Annotated in this window: 20 protein-coding genes; 12 read left to right on the top strand and 8 right to left on the bottom strand. The window is 69.1% G+C overall.

All coding sequences use genetic code 11. The annotated features are described in order from the left end of the window. Positions 1–9 precede the first annotated feature (9 nt). The 7 genes from ACZ3HL_RS17725 to ACZ3HL_RS17695 all read left to right on the top strand — a co-directional run bounded on the left by ACZ3HL_RS17725 (position 10) and on the right by ACZ3HL_RS17695 (position 7,906). Positions 10–627: a dTDP-4-dehydrorhamnose 3,5-epimerase family protein gene (locus tag ACZ3HL_RS17725; protein WP_465419804.1), complete on the top strand. Its 618-nt coding sequence runs from the start codon at positions 10–12 to the stop codon at positions 625–627. Between the two features lie 223 nt (positions 628–850). After that, a complete protein-coding gene (locus ACZ3HL_RS17720; RefSeq protein ID WP_465532108.1) occupies positions 851–2,527 on the top strand; it encodes an ArnT family glycosyltransferase in 1,677 nt (558 codons plus the stop codon). 362 nt (positions 2,528–2,889) lie between these two features. Continuing rightward, positions 2,890–3,990 carry a 3,5-dihydroxyphenylacetyl-CoA synthase DpgA gene (gene dpgA / locus ACZ3HL_RS17715; protein ID WP_465419800.1) on the top strand — a complete coding sequence of 367 codons (1,101 nt, stop codon included), beginning with the start codon at positions 2,890–2,892 and terminating at the stop codon, positions 3,988–3,990. Then, the gene (dpgB, locus tag ACZ3HL_RS17710) at positions 3,984–4,646 is read left to right on the top strand and encodes an enoyl-CoA-hydratase DpgB (RefSeq protein ID WP_465532106.1); all 663 of its coding nucleotides are present in this window, start codon (positions 3,984–3,986) and stop codon (positions 4,644–4,646) included. The genes dpgA and dpgB overlap by 7 nt, the downstream gene beginning before the upstream one ends. Next, entirely contained in the window at positions 4,643–5,860 is a 1,218-nt protein-coding gene (dpgC, locus tag ACZ3HL_RS17705) for a (3,5-dihydroxyphenyl)acetyl-CoA 1,2-dioxygenase DpgC (protein WP_465532104.1), read from the top strand. The genes dpgB and dpgC overlap by 4 nt, the downstream gene beginning before the upstream one ends. After that, positions 5,857–6,654, top strand: a complete 798-nt coding sequence (gene dpgD, locus ACZ3HL_RS17700) for an enoyl-CoA-hydratase DpgD (protein ID WP_465532102.1) — start codon at positions 5,857–5,859, stop codon at positions 6,652–6,654. Before dpgC ends, dpgD begins: the two co-directional genes overlap by 4 nt. Positions 6,655–6,823: 169 nt before the next feature. Then, complete coding sequence (locus ACZ3HL_RS17695; RefSeq protein WP_465419791.1) at positions 6,824–7,906, top strand: 3-deoxy-7-phosphoheptulonate synthase; 1,083 nt, start codon at positions 6,824–6,826, stop codon at positions 7,904–7,906. A 76-nt stretch (positions 7,907–7,982) separates the two neighbouring features. Here ACZ3HL_RS17695 and ACZ3HL_RS17690 read toward each other — a convergent pair whose 3' ends face one another. Continuing rightward, positions 7,983–8,414, bottom strand: coding sequence for a winged helix-turn-helix transcriptional regulator (locus tag ACZ3HL_RS17690; protein WP_465532100.1), 432 nt, complete (start codon positions 8,412–8,414; stop codon positions 7,983–7,985). Between ACZ3HL_RS17690 and ACZ3HL_RS17685 the strand changes: the two genes are divergently transcribed. After that, entirely contained in the window at positions 8,413–8,979 is a 567-nt protein-coding gene (locus ACZ3HL_RS17685) for a hypothetical protein (protein ID WP_465419787.1), read from the top strand. The genes ACZ3HL_RS17690 and ACZ3HL_RS17685 overlap by 2 nt on opposite strands. Positions 8,980–9,162: 183 nt before the next feature. Here ACZ3HL_RS17685 and ACZ3HL_RS17680 read toward each other — a convergent pair whose 3' ends face one another. Beyond that, positions 9,163–10,101 (bottom strand): oxidoreductase, encoded by a 939-nt coding sequence (locus ACZ3HL_RS17680; RefSeq protein ID WP_465532098.1) that lies wholly within the window; start codon positions 10,099–10,101, stop codon positions 9,163–9,165. 88 nt (positions 10,102–10,189) lie between these two features. Here ACZ3HL_RS17680 and ACZ3HL_RS17675 point away from each other — a divergent pair, with 88 nt between their 5' ends. After that, positions 10,190–10,837, top strand: coding sequence for a DNA-binding response regulator (locus tag ACZ3HL_RS17675; protein ID WP_465532096.1), 648 nt, complete (start codon positions 10,190–10,192; stop codon positions 10,835–10,837). On the opposite strand, the gene ACZ3HL_RS17670 is transcribed toward ACZ3HL_RS17675, so the two are convergent. Further along, on the bottom strand, positions 10,834–11,718 hold the full coding sequence (locus ACZ3HL_RS17670) for an ADP-ribosylglycohydrolase family protein (RefSeq protein ID WP_465532094.1): 885 nt from the start codon (positions 11,716–11,718) through the stop codon (positions 10,834–10,836). The two genes, ACZ3HL_RS17675 and ACZ3HL_RS17670, sit on opposite strands and share 4 nt — an antisense overlap. Before the next feature lie 300 nt (positions 11,719–12,018). Between ACZ3HL_RS17670 and ACZ3HL_RS17665 the strand changes: the two genes are divergently transcribed. The 3 genes from ACZ3HL_RS17665 (at position 12,019) to ACZ3HL_RS17655 (ending at position 14,068) form a co-directional block, all read left to right on the top strand. Beyond that, entirely contained in the window at positions 12,019–12,333 is a 315-nt protein-coding gene (locus ACZ3HL_RS17665; protein ID WP_465532092.1) for a hypothetical protein, read from the top strand. Positions 12,334–12,367: 34 nt separating this feature from the next. Continuing rightward, positions 12,368–13,579 carry a WXG100 family type VII secretion target gene (locus tag ACZ3HL_RS17660; RefSeq protein ID WP_465532090.1) on the top strand — a complete coding sequence of 404 codons (1,212 nt, stop codon included), beginning with the start codon at positions 12,368–12,370 and terminating at the stop codon, positions 13,577–13,579. 78 nt (positions 13,580–13,657) lie between these two features. After that, positions 13,658–14,068 (top strand): hypothetical protein, encoded by a 411-nt coding sequence (locus ACZ3HL_RS17655; protein ID WP_192746224.1) that lies wholly within the window; start codon positions 13,658–13,660, stop codon positions 14,066–14,068. Between the two features lie 5 nt (positions 14,069–14,073). Here ACZ3HL_RS17655 and ACZ3HL_RS17650 read toward each other — a convergent pair whose 3' ends face one another. From ACZ3HL_RS17650 to ACZ3HL_RS17630, 5 genes are all read right to left on the bottom strand, one after another. Next, a complete protein-coding gene (locus tag ACZ3HL_RS17650; protein WP_465419775.1) occupies positions 14,074–15,060 on the bottom strand; it encodes a glycosyltransferase in 987 nt (328 codons plus the stop codon). Positions 15,061–15,453: 393 nt separating this feature from the next. Continuing rightward, on the bottom strand, positions 15,454–16,269 hold the full coding sequence (locus tag ACZ3HL_RS17645; RefSeq protein WP_465532088.1) for a hypothetical protein: 816 nt from the start codon (positions 16,267–16,269) through the stop codon (positions 15,454–15,456). A 198-nt stretch (positions 16,270–16,467) separates the two neighbouring features. Continuing rightward, complete coding sequence (locus tag ACZ3HL_RS17640; protein WP_465419771.1) at positions 16,468–17,208, bottom strand: hypothetical protein; 741 nt, start codon at positions 17,206–17,208, stop codon at positions 16,468–16,470. A gap of 161 nt (positions 17,209–17,369) precedes the next feature. After that, positions 17,370–17,885, bottom strand: a complete 516-nt coding sequence (locus tag ACZ3HL_RS17635; RefSeq protein ID WP_465532086.1) for a M23 family metallopeptidase — start codon at positions 17,883–17,885, stop codon at positions 17,370–17,372. A gap of 205 nt (positions 17,886–18,090) precedes the next feature. Beyond that, positions 18,091–18,531, bottom strand: a complete 441-nt coding sequence (locus ACZ3HL_RS17630) for a hypothetical protein (RefSeq protein WP_465532084.1) — start codon at positions 18,529–18,531, stop codon at positions 18,091–18,093. Positions 18,532–18,644: the final 113 nt, after the last annotated feature.

Here is an 18,644-nt window from a genome sequence, read left to right as displayed (position 1 = left end):
GAGCAAACCGTGCAAGCACGCAAACTCGCCGTCGAAGGCGCGCTCGAGTTCACCCCGCGCGTCTTCCCCGACGATCGGGGCCTGTTCGTGTCGCCCTATCAGGAGGAGGCGTTCATCGAGGCCCACGGCGGCCCGCTCTTCCCGGTGGCGCAGACGAACCACAGCCGGTCGAAACGCGGTGTGGTGCGGGGAATCCACTACACCGTGACGCCGCCGGGCACCGCGAAGTACGTCTACTGTCCCCGCGGCAAGGCCTTGGACATCGTGGTCGACATCCGGGTCGGCTCGCCGACGTTCGGCAAATGGGACGCGGTCCTGATGGACCAGGAGAACTTCCGGACGATGTACTTCCCGGTCGGGGTCGGCCACGCCTTCGTGGCGCTCGAAGACGACACCGTCATGTCGTACATGATCTCCTCGCCGTACGTGGCGGAGAACGAGCTCGCCCTTTCGCCCCTGGACCCGGCGCTGGGCCTGCCGATCGACACCGACGTCGTGCCGATCCTGTCCGAACGGGACACGGCGGCCCTCACCCTCGGCGAGGCGGAGGGGCAGGGAATGCTCCCCGACTACAACGTCTGCCAGGAGATCGAACGGCGGCTGTCCGTTCTTCCGCTCTCCGTCTGACTTTCTCTTCATCCACGCCCGGCCGACGAGGGCCATCACGGACCCGACCCGGCGCCGCCCGAACGGCGGCGCCGGCCGTGATGGCCCTCGAAGGCGCGGGTGCCCGGCCGGGTAATCGTTATCCAGGGCGGGCCGGGCGCACCGGCCCGCCGGGGGAAGGACGCCGAACTTGACGACCGATGGCCTTCAGCCGTCAATGGACACTTCGAAGTGGATCGCCTGGGTGCGAAGACACCAGCGGTGGTTGTTCGCGGGCGCCGTGCTCGCCCTGCTCACCCAGATGGCGATCGCGATGATCACGACCGCCGTGGAACAGTCCCCGACCATCGACGAGCCGGTCTACGTCGGCACCGCGGTGGTCTATCTCGAAGAGCACAGCCTGCGGTACAACCCCGAACACCCACCGCTGGGCAAACTCATCATCGCGACCGGGGTGGCCTTCACCGATCCGAAGGTGGCTCCCGGCTTCAACGGGCATGAATGGGAACTCGGCAAGCACGTCGTCTACGAGGCGGGGAACGATCCGGAACGGCTGATGCTGTTCGCGCGGCTGCCGGTGATCCTGCTGACGTTGCTGTTCGGGCTGGTCGTCTTCGCGTTCGCGTCCGATCTGGCCGGCCGCGCCGGCGGGCTGCTGGCGCTCACCCTGTTCACCTTCTCGCCCGACGTCATCGCGCATGGCTCGCTGGCGACGCTCGACGTGCCGGTGGCGGGGTTCCTGCTGACGTCGGTCTGGCTGGTGTGGCGTGCCCGGCGCCGCCCCGGTCTCTATCTCCCGCTCGCCGGGCTCGCCCTCGGTGCGGCCACCGCCACGAAAGTGCTTTCCCTGGTGGCGGTCCCGGTGCTCATCCCGCTGGCCGTGCTGTCCGTGTGGCACGCCCGCCGCGCCCTCGGTCTCGACCTGAAGGCCCCGGCCATGCTGATCGGACGCGGCGTGCTGGCGGCCGCCGGGATGGCGCTGATCGCGATCGCCGTCGTGTGGGCCTCCTACCTCGTGGTGGATCCGCGGTTGCGCTGGGAGACACCGCAGGGAATGCAACCGCTCCACGGAATGCGCACCTTCGTCGACTGGCTGCCGTTCCCTCAGCCGTTGAAGGACGGGATGCGGTTCCAGTTCGAACTCGAAGACCACGTGTGGCACAACTTCCTGTTCGGCAGGCACTACACGGGATCGCTCTGGTACTACGGCCCGGCCGCGCTGCTGGTGAAGACGCCACTGGGCGCGATGGCGATCTGGCTGGCGGGCGCCGCCGTGCTGTTGTCGGTGCGGCGGTTGCGCCCGGCCGCGCCGTACGTACTCCTTCCGACCGCCTTGCTGATGACCACGGCCATGGTCATCGTCCGCGACAACGGCGTGCGGTACCTGGCTTTCGCGCCGATGTTCCTGGCCGTCGCGGCGGCCGCGGTGCTCGTCGTCCGCAGACGGTGGGTGAAGGCTGCCGCGGTGGTCGTCGTGGCCTTCGCCGCGGTCAGTTCGCTGATGACGTTCCCGTACTACCTCCCGTACTCCAACGAGGCGTTCGGCGGGCCGGAGAACACCCACCGGTACCTGCTGGATTCGAACGTCGACTGGGGGCAGGACCTCGGCCGCCTGGCGGACCGGCTGAAGACGGACTACGCGGGTGAGCGCACCTGGCTCGTCTACCAGGGGAGTGGTCTGCCGTCCCACTACGGCATCGACGCCGCCGATCCGCTCACGGTGCCCGCGGACCAGGTGCACGGGGTGCTCGCCGTGTCGGATTCCGCGGTCCTAGGGGCCTTCTCCGACCCGATGGGCGGAGGCGGTACCGGTGGAGGCGGTCAGCCGGGCGGTGCGACCGGCGATCTGGCGGCGTTGATCGCCGGGAGCACGCAGGTGGAGCGGGTGGGCCACTCCATGACGATCTACCGCCGCCCGTGAGTCGTTCGTTCCGTGAAGGCCTCCTTCCCTACCCTGAAGGTAGTCATGGAGGCCTTCACGGACAGCCGGCCTCCATGACGCGCGGTCGGTCCACTTGCGACAGTCGCCACATGTAGCGAAAGCCACTTTCGGGGCACCAGATGTCCCGAAAGTGGCTTTCGCGACACGTTCCACTCGGTCCCGAATCGTGAGCCGGTAACGGTTTCCGGCGCGAAAAGGGCTTGGACGCGTTGACCGACGAGATCGGCGAAGCCTAATTTCGGAATTGTCCACTGAGATCCGCGAAAGGTGAGACCAATGCCCGCTGCGCAGGTCAAGCAGCTGCTTCGGAGCAAGCTCAGAACATGGGGGTGGATGTACCGATGACTGCCATCATCGAACCGGCCGAAGACCTTTCCGTCCTCACCGGACTCACCGAGATCACCCGGTTCGCCGGCGTGGGGACCGCGGTCTCCTCGGCGTCCTACTCGCAAGCCGAACTGCTCGAAATCCTCGGCATCGAGGATCCGAAGATCCGCTCGGTCTTCCTGAACAGCGCCATCGAGCGGCGTTTCCTCACCCTGCCACCGGAAGAGCGCGGCGGCGCCCGCGCGGCCGAACCGCAGGGCGATCTGCTCGACAAGCACAAGAAGATCGCCGTCGACATGGGCTGCCGCGCGCTCGAAGCCTGCCTGAAGTCGGCGGGAGCGACGCTTTCCGACCTGCGTCACCTCTGCTGCGTCACCTCGACCGGCTTCCTCACCCCCGGCCTCAGCGCGCTGATCATCCGCGAGCTGGGCATCGACCCGCACTGCAGCCGGTCGGACATCGTGGGCATGGGCTGCAACGCCGGTCTCAACGCGCTCAACGTGGTCGCGGGCTGGTCCGCGGCGCACCCTGGCGAACTCGGCGTCGTCCTGTGCAGCGAGGCGTGCTCCGCCGCTTACGCCCTGGACGGCACGATGCGGACCGCGGTGGTCAACAGTCTTTTCGGCGACGGATCCGCGGCGCTCGCGCTCGTTTCCGGAGACGGGCGCGTGCCGGGTCCGCGCGTCCTGAAATTCGCCAGCTACATCATCACCGACGCGGTCGACGCGATGCGCTACGACTGGGACCGTGACCAGGACCGGTTCAGTTTCTTCCTCGATCCGCAGATTCCCTACGTGGTCGGGGCGCACGCCGAAATCGTCATCGACCGGCTCCTGTCCGGGACGGGTCTGCGCCGCAGCGACATCGGCCACTGGCTGGTGCATTCCGGCGGGAAGAAGGTGATCGACGCGGTCGTCGTCAACCTCGGCCTGAGCCGGTACGACGTCCGCCACACCACCGGCGTGCTCCGCGACTACGGGAACCTTTCCAGCGGCTCCTTCCTCTTCTCCTACGAGCGGCTCGCCGACGAAGACGTCGCCCGCCCGGGGGACTACGGCGTGCTCATGACCATGGGGCCTGGCTCCACAATCGAAATGGCGCTTATTCAATGGTGACACGTAATGAGAACAAGGGTGACCTGGTGCTGCGTTTCGACGGCTCCCGTCCGCTGTCGGCCGCGGCCGTCGAGGAGATCGCGGCGCTCTGCGATCGCGCCGAGGACCAGCGTGAGCCGGGACCGGTGACCATCCACGTCACGGGTGCCCCGCCTGCCGGCTGGGCGAAGGGACTCGCGGTCGGCTTGGTGTCCAAATGGGAGCGGGCCGTGCGCCGGTTCGAACGCCTCGGCAGGCTCACGGCGGTGGTGGCGTCGGGCGAGTGCGCCGGGATGGCACTGGATCTCCTGCTCGCCGCCGACATCCGGATCGCCGAGCCGGGCACCACCTTGCGGCTCGCCTGGGCGGGTGGCGGCACCTGGCCGGGGATGAGCGTGTACCGGCTGACCAAACAGGCGGGTGCGGCGGGCATCCGGCGGGCCGTGCTGCTCGGTACCCCGATCGGGACGGACCGCGCGCTCGCCCTCGACCTGATCGACGAGGTGTCCGCCGACCCGGCCGCGACACTGTCCTCATTGGACAGCGTGCTGGACGGCGCCGAGGCGGCGATCCGGCGTCAGCTGATCTTCGAAGCGGGCTCGACCGCCTTCGAGGAGGCACTCGGTTCCCATCTGGCCGCGGCCGACCGGGCGCTGCGCCGGGAAGCCAAGTCGTGACGACGGACAGCGCGCCAGGGCTCGATCTCCGGGCCCTGGCGGGGGAGGCCCACCGGGTCGACGACGAGATCCGGGCCGCGCGCACGGCCTTCGTCGAGGCGCACGCCGAAGAGATCTACGCCGAACTGACCGACGGCCGGACGCGGTACCTGCGTGTCGACGAACTCGTCCGTGCCGCCGCGCTCGCCTTCCCCGGCCTGGTGCCCTCTGAGCAGCAGATGGCGGCCGAGCGGTCGCGTCCGCAGGCGGCGAAGGAAGGGCGCGAGATCGACCAGGGCATCTTCCTGCGCGGGATCCTGCGCGCGCCGAAGGCCGGCCCGCATCTGCTCGACGCGATGCTCCGGCCCACCGCCAGGGCACAGCGGCTGCTACCGGAATTCGCCGAGACCGGTGTCGTGGAGATGGAGGCCGTCCGGCTGGAACGCCGTGACGGTGTCGCACACCTGACCCTGTGCCGCGACGACTGCCTGAACGCCGAGGACGCCCAGCAGGTCGACGACATGGAGACGGCGGTCGACCTGGCGCTGCTCGATCCGTCCGTCCGGATGGGACTGGTGCGGGGCGGGGTGATGAGCCATCCCCGCTATCTGGGGCGCCGGGTGTTCTGCGCGGGGATCAACCTCAAGAAGCTCAGCGCCGGCGAGATCCCGCTCGTCGATTTCCTTCTGCGGCGTGAGACGGGTTATATCCAGAAGATCTTCCGCGGCCTGCTGACCGGCGAGTCCTGGCATTCCCGGTTCACCGACAAGCCCTGGATGGCGGCCGTCGATTCCTTCGCCATCGGCGGCGGGACCCAGCTGCTGCTGGTCTTCGACCACGTGCTGGCGGCGTCGGACGCGTACCTCAGCCTGCCCGCGGCGAAGGAGGGGATCATCCCCGGGGTGTCGAACTTCCGGCTTTCGCGGATCGCCGGGCCCCGCGTGGCGCGGCAGGTGATCCTCGGTGGCCGCAAGCTCCGGGCGGACGAGCCGGCCGCCCGGTCGATCGTCGACGAGGTCGTCGCGCCGGAGGAGATGGACGCGGCGATCGGCGGCGCACTCGCCCGGCTCGACGGCGAGGCCGTGGTCGCGAACCGGCGCATGCTGAACCTGGCCGAGGAACCACCGGAGGAATTCCGCCGGTACATCGCCGAATTCGCGCTGCAGCAGGCTTTGCGCATCTACGGCGCGGACGTGATCGGCAAGGTGGACGGGTTCGCGGTGGGCTCGCGATGAGCGAAAGCCCGGTGCGGTACGAAAAGAAGGACCACGTCGCGTACGTGACGATGGACCGGCCCGAAGTGCTGAACGCGATGGACCGGCGGATGCACGCGGAACTCGCCGGGATCTGGGACGACGTCGAAGCCGACGACGACGTCCGTGTGGTGGTCCTGACCGGCGCGGGGGATCGCGCGTTCTCGGTCGGACAGGACCTCAAGGAACGCGCGCGGCTGACCGAGGAAGGCGTCGAGGCGTCGACGTTCGGCAGCAGCGGTCAGCCGGGACATCCCCGGCTGACCGACCGGTTCACCCTGTCCAAACCGGTGGTCGGCCGGGTGCACGGCTACGCGCTGGGCGGCGGCTTCGAGCTGGCGCTCGCGTGCGACGTCGTCGTCGCCTCCGACGAGGCGGTCTTCGCGTTGCCGGAGGTCCGGCTCGGCCTGATCGCCGGCGCGGGCGGGGTGTTCCGATTGCCGAGGCAGCTTCCGCTGAAGGTGGCGATGGGATATCTGCTGACCGGGCGGAGAATGGACGCGGCGACGGCATTGCACCACGGGCTGGTCAACGAAGTCGTGCCGTTCGCCGAATTGGACCGGCGTGTCGCCGAATGGACGGACGACCTGGTGCGCGCGGCCCCGCTTTCGGTCCGCGCGATCAAGGAGGCCGCGCTGCGCTCGCTCGACCTCCCACTCGAAGAAGCGTTCAAAACCTCGTATCCGTGGGAAGAACGGCGACGGACCAGTGCGGACGCGAGCGAAGGCGCCCGTGCCTTCGCCGAGAAACGGGATCCGGTCTGGACCGGTCGCTGAATTCGGGTTGGACCGTTGTTCCGCGTGGCGAATGGTGGAAGATTCCGGGTAAGAGACTTTCTCGCTCGAATAACGCCGGGTTTGTTTCTTCGTTCACCCGAGACCGCCGGCCGGGCCGGAAAACCCGGCTTTCCCGCACCGGTGCCGGCAGAAACCCTGGATATCTGTGATGACAACCCTCGCCACGGTCGAACTCGACAACCAGCGTATCGACCGGATGGTCCCGCTGGTCACGCCCGCCCTGCTGCACCATGAACTGCCGCTCGGCGCCAACGCGGCCGACACGGTGCGGCACGGCAGGGAAAACGTCCTGCGCGTCCTCGACGGCACGGACGACCGGCTGCTCGTGATCGCCGGGCCCTGCTCCATCCACGATCCCGCGGCGGCCCTCGAATACGCCGACCGCCTCGCCGCCCTCGCCGGCCGGTTCGCCGACGATCTCCTGGTCGTCATGCGCGTGTACTTCGAGAAGCCCCGCACGGTCGGTGGCTGGAAGGGGCTCATCAACGACCCGCACCTCGACGGCACCGGCGACGTCAACCGCGGCCTGCGCATCGCCAGGGACCTGCTCCTCGAACTCGCCGACGGCGGCCTGCCCGCCGCGTGCGAATGGCTGGACACCACCATCCCGGCGTACCTCGCCGACACCGTCTCGTGGGGCGCGATCGGCGCCCGCACGGTGGAAAGCCAGAACCACCGCATGCTGGCCAGCGGGCTGTCCATGCCGGTCGGCTTCAAGAACCGCCGCGACGGGGACGTCACCGTCGCCGTCGACGCCATCCGCGCCGCCGAAGCGCGCCACGTCGTCCCCGGTGTCGACCCCAGTGGCCTGCCCGCGATCCTGCACACGGTCGGCAATCCGGACTGTCATCTCGTGCTGCGCGGCGGCAACAGCGCGCCCAACCACAACCCGGCGTCCGTCCGCGCGGCGCTCACCACCCTGCAGAACGCGGGGCTGCCGCGGCGGGTGGTGATCGACGCCAGCCACGACAACAGCCGCAAGGACCACCTGCGGCAGGCCGTCGTCGCCGGCCAGATCGCCGAACAGGTCAAGAACGGTCAGCGCGGCATCGTCGGCGTCATGCTCGAATCCAACCTGAAGGCGGGCCGCCAGGACCTCCACCCCGACCGGCCGCTCACCTACGGTCAGTCCATCACGGACGCGTGCATCGACCTCGCCGCCACCCAGGAGGTGCTGGAGGCCCTCGCCACGGCGACCGCCGCCCGCCGGTCCGGCGTGCGCGCCGTCTGATCACGCGAGTTCGCCGTTCAATCACGCGAGTTCGCCGTCTGATCACGCGTGTGCGCCGTTCAATCACGCGTGTGCGCTATCCGATCGCGTCGGCACAGCCCATCGCCGCGTTCGGGGCGGCGTCGCCTCGGGTGCGTTCGAGATGCGCCTCGCCCCAGACCCGGACTCCCTCGACCACCGGCAGCACCGTGGCCCCGTACGGAGTGAGCCGGTAGATGACGCGCGCCGGGACCGGCCCGGTCACCACGCGTTCGACGAGCCCGTCGGCTTCGAGTTCGCGGAGCTGTTCGGCCAGCACCTTGGGCGTGATGGGGGCGCCCCGGCGGCGGAGGCCCGCGAAATGAGTCTCGCCGTGGGCGAGCCAGTACAACAGGGTCAGCTTCCACTTCCCGCCGATCGCGGCGAACGCCGCGGCCATCGGACAGCCGGGCAGCGGGTTGGGCCGCGGAAGGTTACCCGCAGGTGCCTTCTTGTCCATGGTCGTCCTCCGCTCGGATAGTTCGACCATGACCGTGCCATACAAACGAATCCTGACAGTGGGCCTTTCGGCCCTGATGCTGATCGCGACGGCGGCGTCGGGCGACGCGTCGACCTCGGGCACTGATCCCCAGCGGGCTTTCGACTGGGAGATCGGCGCCTGGCGTTCGACGGTGCGGGTGCTCGCCGAGCCGCTTTCGGAATCCGCGGACCAGTGGCTCCAGTTCGCGGGCACCAGCACCGTCCGCCCGCTCATGGACCGGCGGGCGAACGCCCTCGAATTCGAGGTGTCGGGCCCGAGCGGGCGCATCGACGCGCTCAACCTGCGGCTGTACGAACCGCAGGCGGGGCGGTGGAGCCTGACCTTCGTCAACATGCGCGACGGCCTGCTCACCCCGGCGGTCCACGGTGGATTCCGCGACGGCGTCGGTGAGTTCCACGGCGACGACCAGCTCGGCGGCCGTCCGATCAAGGTGCGCTTCCTCGTCTTCCGGCAAGGCCCGGACGTGGCGCGCTTCGAGCAGGCGTTCTCGGCCGACGGCGGGACGACCTGGGAGACGAACTGGGTCGCCGTGGATCACCGGATCCGCCGCTGAGGCGCCGGCACGAGCGGGCCACCGGGGTCGTGAGCCGAAGGGAAAGCCAAAGGTGGCGTCTTGCATGCCGGGGGACCTGCCAGTCGGGCTGCTCGTGACCGCACCGTCCACAAGGGACACCAAGACTCGCCTGCATGCCCGATGTGGACGCTTCGTGCGGGGTCGTGAGTGGTAATGATCGTTCTAACCCTCCTTACCCCTCACGACCCCTCGCGAAGTCGAACCCTCACGACCACTCGCCTGGCCGACGCCGTCGAGCAGGGCCAGTTCCTCATCGCTCAACCGGATGCCGCCCGCCGCGACGTTCTCCTCCAGATGCCGGGGGTCGCCGGTCCCGGGGATGGCGAGAACGTGCGCGCCGCGGTGCAGGGTCCAGGCGAGCCGGATCTGCGCCGGGGTCGCGTCGTGCGCCGCGGCGACTTTCGCGATCTCGGCCTGCCCCGGAACGGCGTCGGGTGTCGCGGCGCCGGGAAGCGAAGTGGTGACGGCGAAGAAAGGCACGAACGCGATGCCGTGCTCGCCGCACAGGTCGACCAGCGCGTCGTCCTCCCGGTCGGCCAGGCCGTAGCGGTTCTGCACGCAGACCACCGGAGCGATCGACAGCGCCTCGGTCAGCTGGTCCGCCACGACGTTGGAGACACCCAGATGGCGGATCAAGCCGGCCTCGCGCAGCTCCGCCAGCGCGGCGAAGTGCTCCGCCACCGAGCCGGGCTCCTTGCCCATCGCGGCGCCCCAGCGCAGATTGACGACGTCGAGGTGGTCGAGGCCGAGTTGCCGGATGTTCTCCTCGACCTGGCCGCGGAGCTGATCCGGGCGCGCGTAGGAGAATTCGCCGTCGCGGTCGCGGCCCGCGCCGACCTTCGTGGTGATCACGAGGCCTTCGGGGTAGGGCTGGAGCGCGGTGGCGATCAGCTCGTTCGCCGAGCGCGTGGGTGTGAAGTAGAACGAAGCGGTGTCGATGTGGTCGACGCCGAGTTCGATCGCGCGGCGCAGGACGGCGATCGCGCTTTCGCGGCTCTTTGGCTTCTCGTCCCACGGCATCCCGGTCAACCGCATCGCGCCGAGGCCGATCCGGTTGACGGTGAGGTCGCCGAGCCGCCAGGTGTCGTGAAGGTTCGTCATGACCGCCAGCGTCGTGACGAGGCCGTCCGTAGTCAGAAAATGGCAACAACCTGCCACCTGATCGCGCGGTTGAGGCAGTATCGATGCCATGCGGACGAGTGATGCGGTCACGGTCGTGCGCGGCGAGGAGGAGCTGTTCCGCCGCGTCGGGCACCTGTTCTCGACCGTGACCGACATGGCGTGCGCGGCCAACGACCTCGCGACCTGGGTCGCCGCCCACGGAGCAGGCGAGATCGCCGAGCGCCGGGCTGGCGAGGTCCGGATCCGCAAGATCTACCGGGCCGGTCTGCTGCTCGACCCGGGAACCGCGCGGGAGCTCGCGAGGGTCCGCGACCGGCACGGAGCCCAGGTCCGTATTTCCACCGAGGACGTCAACGAGACGATCGTGATGGACGGCAGGCTCGTCATCCTCGCCGGTGACCTGACCGCCGGCCGGCGCGGCTACAGCGTCATCACCCAGCCCGAAACCGTGCAGGGCGTGATGTCGCTGTTCGAGGCGGCCTGGCGATCGGCCACCGAGCTAGCCGTCTTCGACGCGCGGGTGTCCGAGATCCGGCGGCTCGCGCCCGCGGTGCTGGACCTGCTCGGCAGCGGCGTCAAGGACGAAACCGCCGCCCGGAGCCTCGGCCTCGGCGTGCGGACCTACCGGCGCCGGGTGGCCGAGCTGATGGCCGCACTCGGCGCCGGGTCCCGCTTCCAGGCCGGCGTCCGGGCGCGCGAGCTGGGCTTGGTCTAGACGCCCGCCCAGCCGGGGAGCGGTTCGCACGCGTCCCGCCAGGACGGCGGAAGGCCGTCGGCCCCGACACGGGTCGCGACGATGCCTCCGACGATGGCGCAGGTGGTGTCGACGTCGCCACCGGCGCCCGCCGTGGTCCAGAAGGCCTTCTCGTAGTCGTCGAGATTCCGGGCCGCGGCCCACAGGGTGAACGGCACCGTGTCGTGGGCGCCGGTGTGGCTGCCGTTGCCCAGCTCGTGGGCGGCGGTCGCGGCCGAGGGCTCGCCGGCGAGGCGGACGGCGGCGCGGACACCGTCGTGCACGCGGCCCGGCGGCACCCGCCGCAGTACCTGGTCGAGGAAGTCCTTCGGTGCCGCCTGCTCCGGGGTGGCGGCCAGCGAGGCGGCGACCGCGACCGCGATCGCGCCGGCCACCCCGTCCGGATGGGTGTGGGTCACCTCGGCCGAAAGCGCGGCCTGGCGCGCGGCCTCGTCGGGATCGCCGCCGAACCAAGCGCCGAGCGGCGCGACCCGCATCGCCGCGCCGTTGCCCCAGGAACCCTGCCCGTCGAACAGATCCGCGACCAGTTCACGCCACGAGCCGCCTTCGCGGACCAACCGCAGCAAGCGGTTCATGGACGGGCCGTAGCCCCGGTCGAAGTCGTGACGCGCCGCGAAACTCGCGGCCGGCAGGTCCTGGTCGACCCGGCCGGCCCGGTCCAGGACGGCGAAAACGGAACACGCCATCTCGGCGTCGTCGGTCCATTGCCACGGGCCGGGCGGGGGTTGCCGCCGCGCCCAGTGGTCGCGATTTTCAGGGACGAAGAACTGGGAACCGAGCGCGTCGCCGAGGGTCAAGCCGGACAGGGAGTTCAAGGCGCGAGTGCGCCGATCGATGGTCATCGCGGCTCATCCTGGCAAAGGCCCGAGCTCCGGGAAAGGCGTTTCCGCGCTCTCACCGGCCCCCCGACCGGGTGAGCTTCGGCTGCTGGCGGTGGGTGCCGAGAGGGTAAGATCTCCACGCCGAGGATGCCGTTGGAAATCTTCCGGGAACCAACGCGTAGCCGGATGCGTCGGTAGTGCACGAACGGCGTCACCGCGTTTCGGGAAACGGTGCGCACGCGTGGGTGTGAACTCATAGGGTGCGCAGAGCAGTGTGGGTCAGGTAAGCACGCGCGCAGGCGCCGGACTGGAGGATCATTCATGACTCGCCGATTCGATCCAGAGCAGATCGCCGCGCTGGCCAAGAAGGTCGGCGGGCTGAAGGACGGCTACAGCGGCACGGGCAAGGACCTCGGCGACGGCGATCCCGGAAGCGCGTTCGGCGACCTGAAGAACGCGGCCAGCACGGGGACCACGATGAAGGGTTTCCACCGCGGCGTGAACGCCGAACTGGCGGCCGCCGCGAAGCTCGTCGACGCCGCGTCGAACGCGCTGGCCAACGCCGCGCAGCGGATGCGGAACGACGAAGCCGCGGGTGTCGACACCCTCCGCGGCAACGGTCGCGAGCGGGACTGATCGGACTGAAGACGGGAACCAGGGGGATTTACCGATGACCACCGCGGAGCGGAATCCGAGCACGCTCGACGACCCGTCGCACGACCGCCCGAAGTCGCTGGACGCCATCGACAAACACGCCCAGCAGACGCAGAAGCTCAACTCAGGCGCGGTCAACGACCAGGCCAGGAAGGTCGGCGGAGCCGCCACCAGGGCCAACGACCTCGGGGACGATCTCAAGGTCTTCCGCGACGACGTCCTGCGCCACTGGGAGGGCAAGGACGCCGACGCCGTCGCCGACCACCTCGAAAAGCTCGGCAAGGCCAGCTACAAGGTCAGCGACAAGGCCGAGGCGGCCAAGAACATCCTCCAGCGGGTGTCCGAGATCCTCGACGAGGTCAAGAAGAAGGTCGCACAGCTCGCCCAGGAAGCCAACGACAAGGACGCGGACAACCGCAAGCTGATCGATTCGGCCCGCCGCCGGAAGAACAGCTCCGAGGACGACAACGAGATCGCCGCCGCCGCGTCGGACATCGAGCGGCTCCGGCAGCTCAACGAAAAAGACTCCAACGGCAAGAAGGACGAGATCGAGAAGGCGCTGGACGACGCCGAGAAGCAGATCGACGATCTCCTCAAGCCGCTCGGCCTGGAGATCGAAGGCGGTTTCATCGAGCTCATCCCCGCCGACGACGGCCAGACCACGGCGTCGAGCGTCAACGCGAAGCCGGTCAACTCCAACCTCAGCAGCACACCCAGCTACGGCGGGGGAGACGGCGGCGGTGGTGGAAGCGGCGGTGGTGGCGGTGGCGGCCCCGCCGGGGTGCCGGGCGACGGCAGGCCCGCGAAGCCGATCGACGCGCGGGGCGACAACCCGGCGAAGATCGCCGAGCAGTTCCTCGGCCGCAACGCCGGCGACCTCAAGGGCAGCGGCGAGCTGCCCGCCATGCAGTCGTGGGTGCCGAACAACGTCAACTGCGCGAACTTCGTCTCCGGCTGTCTCGAGGCGGCGGGCCTGATCGACAAGGGGCAGGCCAGTGCCTCGGTCGCGGGCTTGACGGCCAACCTCGAAGCGGACGGCTGGAGGTCGGTGCCGCTCTCCGAAGCGAAACCGGGCGACGTGGTGATCTCGAACAACGGCGGGCACGTCGTGTTGTACGCGGGCGATGGCCAGTTCATCGGCTCGAACAACGTCAACCCCGACGGTTCGCAGAAGATCAGCATGGGCGGCGGTGGCGGCCTCGTGAAGATCCTCACCCCGCCGACCTGATCCGACAGAACGCCGTAGCAGCACCGGGCAGGCGGACGCGTTCACTCGCGTCGCCGCCCGCCAGTGGGAGGTAGCTTGATGTACACCCCGTCCGCACGACCCGTTCCGGTGTCGCTGAACCCCGGCGACCCGGTCCGGGAAGCGGTACTCGCGGCCGCCACCGCCCGGCTCGACCAGGAGTTCGGCGATCGGGTCCAGGTGGCCGTGGAACAGCTCGACCGGCTCGGCCCCTGGGTGTTCCTGCAGGGGACGATGCGCGGCACCGAACCCGGCCGTTCGTACTACGCCGGCACCATCTACGAGAACAAGCGGGCCGACGGCGTCATGTCCGACGTCTACGTCGCCCTGCTCAAGAAGAGGAGCGAAACGGGCGTCGACGACGACCCGCGGTCCTGGCGGGTGGCCAACTGCGCCATCGGCCCGACCGACGTCGCCTGGCTGACCTGGCCGGACGAGCACGAAGTGCCGCAGGAGCTCTTCGGCTTCTGAGTCGCTTACGAGACCCAGTCCGGCAGAACGCGGGCGATCTCGCCGGGGGAGGGCATCCGGGCGATCTCCTCGGCGATCGCCCTGGCCGCGTCGCGATGGTCGTCGCGCCCCAGCAGGTTCCCGATGTGCGCGGTGACGGCTTCCGCGCTCGGTTCGCCGGGGTGAAGACTCAGCGCGGCACCCGCCGCGCACAGGGCTTCGGCGTTGGCGAACTGGTCGGCGCCCTGCGGGAGGACCAGCTGCGGGGCTCCGACGGAGAGCGCGCCCAGCGTCGTGCCGCTGCCGCCGTGGTGCACGACCACGTCGACGTGCGGCAGCAGATCCGCTTGCGGGATCCACGCCCGCACCGTCACGTTGTCCGGCACGGTGCCGAGTTCCTCCGGGCGGACCCGGCCCGAGGCGACCACCACGTCCGCGCCGAGCGGAGCCAGGCCGCGGATCACGGTCGTGAGGAGTTCCGGCGTGCCGAAGGCGGTGCCGAGCGTCAGATAGACCAGCGGGCGTGCGGACTTTTCGACGCGCCACGGGGGCACCGCCGGTTCGGAGTAGGGCACGGGGCGCAGCGCGACGCGTTCCGCGGTCGCCAGAAAGTTCTTGTCCTGCAAGGACTGTGGGCAGATGTCGAGATGCGGCCGGCTGGGCCGCGTCGGCGGCTCCAGCCCGATCCCGTCGGGGAACATGCGGCCGAACCCGTGCCAGAGGCCGGGGATCCCGGCGCGTTCCGCGGCGACGGCCACCCCGGGTTGTCCCCATTCGTGCACGACGAGGTCGGGCCGCAGCCGGGCCAGGTCCGCTTCGAGATCCTCGGCGTAGATCTCGTAGAACGCGTCCGCCGGGCGAAAGGGCTTGAGACCGTTCCTGAGCAGCGGCGGGTGGACGTTCTCTCCGGCGGCGAAATGTACCTCGTGCCCGGCGTCCCTGGCGGCGATCGCGAGCGGGATCAGCGGATAGGTATGGCCGACCGACGCGAGGCTGGCGAAGAGAATCCGCATACGTGTCCATCCAAGATGTTCAGATCAGATGTTGAGAACATTTGAACGCTAGCACAGATGTGAACTCGGACATCTGGAACGGCTACATGGACGGCGCCGTCCGTTCCGGGTATCGCGCCGCGGCCGAAGTGCTCGCTCATCTGGAGGGGTAATCGTCCGCAAGGGACGCCAGGGCTCGCCCGGTGCCCGATTTGCGCGCTTTGCGCCGGGGGTCGTGAGTGGCAATGATCGTTCTAACCCTCTTTTTCACTCACGACCCCACGGGGGAACTGTGCACAAGGGCATGAATCGGGTGCTCCGTCGAGGCGGAGTGTCCTTGTGGACATTTCGCGTGGGGTCACGCCTGCGGTCGGCACGGTTCGACCACGGCCACCGGTTTCCGCCTTCCGGGTGTCAGGGGCGGTGGATCTCCTTGACCGTGGTGATCTGGTCCGCACCGTTCACGCTGATCCGCGCGAGCACCGGGTTGCCGTCCCGCAACTGCCGGATCAGCTGGTCCCTGCCGCACGGCAGGTTGCCGTAGCCCTCGTCGTCGACGGTGACCGATTCGCCGGGGCACAGGGTGGCCGCGCTGAACACCTCCGCGCCGGACCGCAGCGGAAGCCGGTACGTCTTGCCGCCGGACTGGTCGGCCATCAGCTGGAAGCGCACCATTCGCAGATTGGCGTCGTATCCGGTGAACTGCACATCCTGCGTGGTGTCCGGGAATTTGCGGTTCTGTTCGCCGCCCGCGGGCCTGGTCTCCAGTTGCAGGGAGCTGTTCGGCACGCCGCAGACCACCTCGGTCCCGGATTCCGTCAGACGGGCACAGGTCCATTTGCCCTGTACGTCGAGCACCCGCTCGCCGGGGCCTTCGGCCTGCGGCAGTTTCTCGTAGTACTCGGTGATCACGTTGTACGCCTCGGTGCAACCCGGCGTGGTGCCGTCCGTCGCCGCCACCGCGATCAGATCCATCCGCGGCCGCCCCGGGGCGCCGACCTGGCCGCCGTGCTTGCTGCAGTTGACATCGCCGCCGGCCGACTCGGCGTCGGAACCGCCGGCGGCCGCCCCCTGGCCGCCACCCGCCTGCGCCTGTTCGACGGCCGCGTTCTTCACCGGAGAACCATTTCCCGCGACATTGTTCCCGCCGCACGCGGAAAGGAGTGCGGTGGCGGCGAACGCCCCGCCAACAATGGCCGTTTTGATCGTCTTCTTCGCGGTGAATTTCATTTCGGCGCCCCTCTCGCATCCGTTGTTCGAAGCTTTGTCCGGAAGACGCCGGAAGCGGAATGCGGTTGCTTTCGAGAGCAGGTGCGGCGAAGGGTTGCCCGAAGGTCCGGACCGCCGTGTCCCCCAGGGCACGACCTCGGTTCGCCACGCAACCTCCCCGGCGTGGAGCGCGAAACGCCGGGGAGGTCGCGAAGCCGGTTACGGGATGACGCGGTTGCGCAGGTTGTTCGGGTACGGGCCTTCCCCGTGGATGTTCAGCTCGTTGCTCACCTCGAAGCTGTAATACGGGTGCGAGCTGAAATAGCTGTCCAGATTGGTGCCGCCGAAGCAGATCAGATCAGCGCCACCGGCCGCCCTCGGCCCGTTGCACAGACTGAGCGTCGGGTACCGGAAGGAATCCACCGGCCGGAAACCGGCGCCGCCGGGGCCGGGAACGGGCAGGTGCCCGATCAGCCCGCCGGGGTCACCCGGCCAATTCGACTCGACGGGCTGCCGCCGCCCGTCCGCGAACAGCACCCCCTGGATGTTGCGTCCGGGCGGTTCGGTCTCCAGCACCGTGCCCGCGACGAGGGCGCCGAGACTGAACCCCACGATGTAGACCTTCGTTTCGAGGTCGCAGCCGTAGGTGACATAGAGGTTGTAGAGCGCCGTCCGGAGATTGGCGACGCCGGCGTCGACGTCGGCGTAGAGATTCACGTCCCCGGCGCCGTTCGGATACGGAATACGCACCGGGTCGGCGCCGCCGGGCGAGAACGCCCGGTCGAGGAGTTTCTGTGCCCCGCCGTCCTGATAACCCGGCACGACGAACATGACGGGCCCGCACGGGCCGTCGGGCCGCGCGGGCGCCGCCTGTGCCGCGCCCGATCCGGCGATGGCGCCGGCCAGGGTGACGACGGACAGGACGGCGGTCGCGAGCAGACGTGCTCCGGTTCTTTTCATCGGTTTCTCCCCACTGTCGGGTTTACCGGCCGAACGTTAATGAGCGCCGATGAAATACCGATGAAATGCGGGGAACACGGACGTCGTACCCACTTTCGGGTGAAATTGCCGTTATGGCCTCAAGTTCCGTGGTGAATTGCGGCCGGCGCCCGTGAGAGGAGCTACGCCCTGGTGTTGACGCTGACCGGGCGGGAACCGGTCCGGGGGACGCCGCCTTGGAGGGTGGAGGAGATCCCGACCCGGGTGGCGCAATTGATGACCTGGTAGTGCAGGTGATGGTCGGTGGACGCCCCGGTGGTGCCGGACCAGCCGACGACCCGGCCCTGCGGGACCCGGGTGCCCGCGTTGTAGATGGCCCGGTTCAGGTGCGCGTAATGCGTGCAAGTGCCGTTGGAGTGCCGGATGATCACCTCGATGCCGTTCTGCCAGTAGGGCGACCAATCCGAGACGAGGATCTGGCCGCCCTGCGCGGCGGAAACCTCGTAGTTGGCGGGGAGAGCGAAATCCCAGGCGTATTCGTTGTAGGGGCCGGTGTGGGAGAAGGTGCCTTCGGGCCCCTGGGTGACCGTGTACGCCTCACCCGCCGGGAACGGCAGTTCGTAGTAGTAGTTCGCGGCCGAAGCCGTGCCGGAGCCGGTGATCGAGAGACCGGCCGCCATCAGTACGGCGGCCGCCATCGTGCCAACCCTGCGCCGTAACGCCTTTCCGGATCCGCTCACGGTGTCCTCGCTTCCCGGGCGATCAAACCCTGTCGTCGTCAGGCGTCCCTGAGTGAACAGGCAGGCCACGGCTCGGACAATGGTGTGTTCAGGGCTTGCGCGAAGACGGAGAAAGGGCTATCGCCAGGTGTCCTTTGAGGACGGACGCGCTCCGTCGGCCGCTTCAGCGACGGCCGGCGTTCAGGATGACGAGGAACTGGCCGCCGCCCGGCTCGACGCCCGCGGTCACCGGCAAACCCGGCACCAGACGGGAAAACCGGTCTTCGAGCCACTTCGCGGCCTCTTTGGCGTCTTGCTCGGTTGGGCAACGGGCGACCAATTCGCGGCCTCCCTTGCGCTCCAGCCGTCCGGCCACGGTGATCAACGGCGCGGGTTCGACCACGTGGAGGCGGTCCGGCCAGGCGATGACCACCTTGACCGCGCCCTTGCGGGTGTTGCACCCGCGATGCGCGAGCCGCTCGGGGATCTTGGCCTTCCGGTCGGCGGTCCGGCTGTCGACACTGGGCCCGCGCGGGTCGTTCACCGACATGTCGGGGTCGACCGGTTCGTCGCACACCCAGCAGCGCCAGCCGTCGCGCTCGGCCACGTCATCGAGAAGACTCATCCGGTCAACCTAGCCTGCCGCTCCGCGCGTCCCCCGGGGGCGCGGGTGTCGCGAAAGCCACTTTCGAGACGTCTGGTGTCCCGAAAGTGGGGTTTGGGACGCGGGCAACTAAG

This window comes from Amycolatopsis sp. NPDC000009 (assembly GCF_055563465.1).
This window is presented reverse-complemented; position numbering and strand designations above follow the sequence as displayed.

Coding starts and splice junctions, on each gene's coding strand:
- dpgA (WP_465419800.1), top strand. CDS start 2,890: ATGACTGCCATCATCGAACCGGCCGAAGACCTTTCCGTCCTCACCGGA.
- dpgB (WP_465532106.1), top strand. CDS start 3,984: ATGGTGACACGTAATGAGAACAAGGGTGACCTGGTGCTGCGTTTCGAC.
- dpgD (WP_465532102.1), top strand. CDS start 5,857: ATGAGCGAAAGCCCGGTGCGGTACGAAAAGAAGGACCACGTCGCGTAC.
- ACZ3HL_RS17695 (WP_465419791.1), top strand. CDS start 6,824: ATGACAACCCTCGCCACGGTCGAACTCGACAACCAGCGTATCGACCGG.
- ACZ3HL_RS17685 (WP_465419787.1), top strand. CDS start 8,413: ATGACCGTGCCATACAAACGAATCCTGACAGTGGGCCTTTCGGCCCTG.
- ACZ3HL_RS17690 (WP_465532100.1), bottom strand. CDS start 8,414: ATGGTCGAACTATCCGAGCGGAGGACGACCATGGACAAGAAGGCACCT.
- ACZ3HL_RS17680 (WP_465532098.1), bottom strand. CDS start 10,101: ATGACGAACCTTCACGACACCTGGCGGCTCGGCGACCTCACCGTCAAC.
- ACZ3HL_RS17675 (WP_465532096.1), top strand. CDS start 10,190: ATGCGGACGAGTGATGCGGTCACGGTCGTGCGCGGCGAGGAGGAGCTG.
- ACZ3HL_RS17670 (WP_465532094.1), bottom strand. CDS start 11,718: ATGACCATCGATCGGCGCACTCGCGCCTTGAACTCCCTGTCCGGCTTG.
- ACZ3HL_RS17665 (WP_465532092.1), top strand. CDS start 12,019: ATGACTCGCCGATTCGATCCAGAGCAGATCGCCGCGCTGGCCAAGAAG.
- ACZ3HL_RS17660 (WP_465532090.1), top strand. CDS start 12,368: ATGACCACCGCGGAGCGGAATCCGAGCACGCTCGACGACCCGTCGCAC.
- ACZ3HL_RS17655 (WP_192746224.1), top strand. CDS start 13,658: ATGTACACCCCGTCCGCACGACCCGTTCCGGTGTCGCTGAACCCCGGC.
- ACZ3HL_RS17650 (WP_465419775.1), bottom strand. CDS start 15,060: ATGCGGATTCTCTTCGCCAGCCTCGCGTCGGTCGGCCATACCTATCCG.
- ACZ3HL_RS17645 (WP_465532088.1), bottom strand. CDS start 16,269: ATGAAATTCACCGCGAAGAAGACGATCAAAACGGCCATTGTTGGCGGG.
- ACZ3HL_RS17640 (WP_465419771.1), bottom strand. CDS start 17,208: ATGAAAAGAACCGGAGCACGTCTGCTCGCGACCGCCGTCCTGTCCGTC.
- ACZ3HL_RS17635 (WP_465532086.1), bottom strand. CDS start 17,885: ATGGCGGCCGCCGTACTGATGGCGGCCGGTCTCTCGATCACCGGCTCC.
- ACZ3HL_RS17630 (WP_465532084.1), bottom strand. CDS start 18,531: ATGAGTCTTCTCGATGACGTGGCCGAGCGCGACGGCTGGCGCTGCTGG.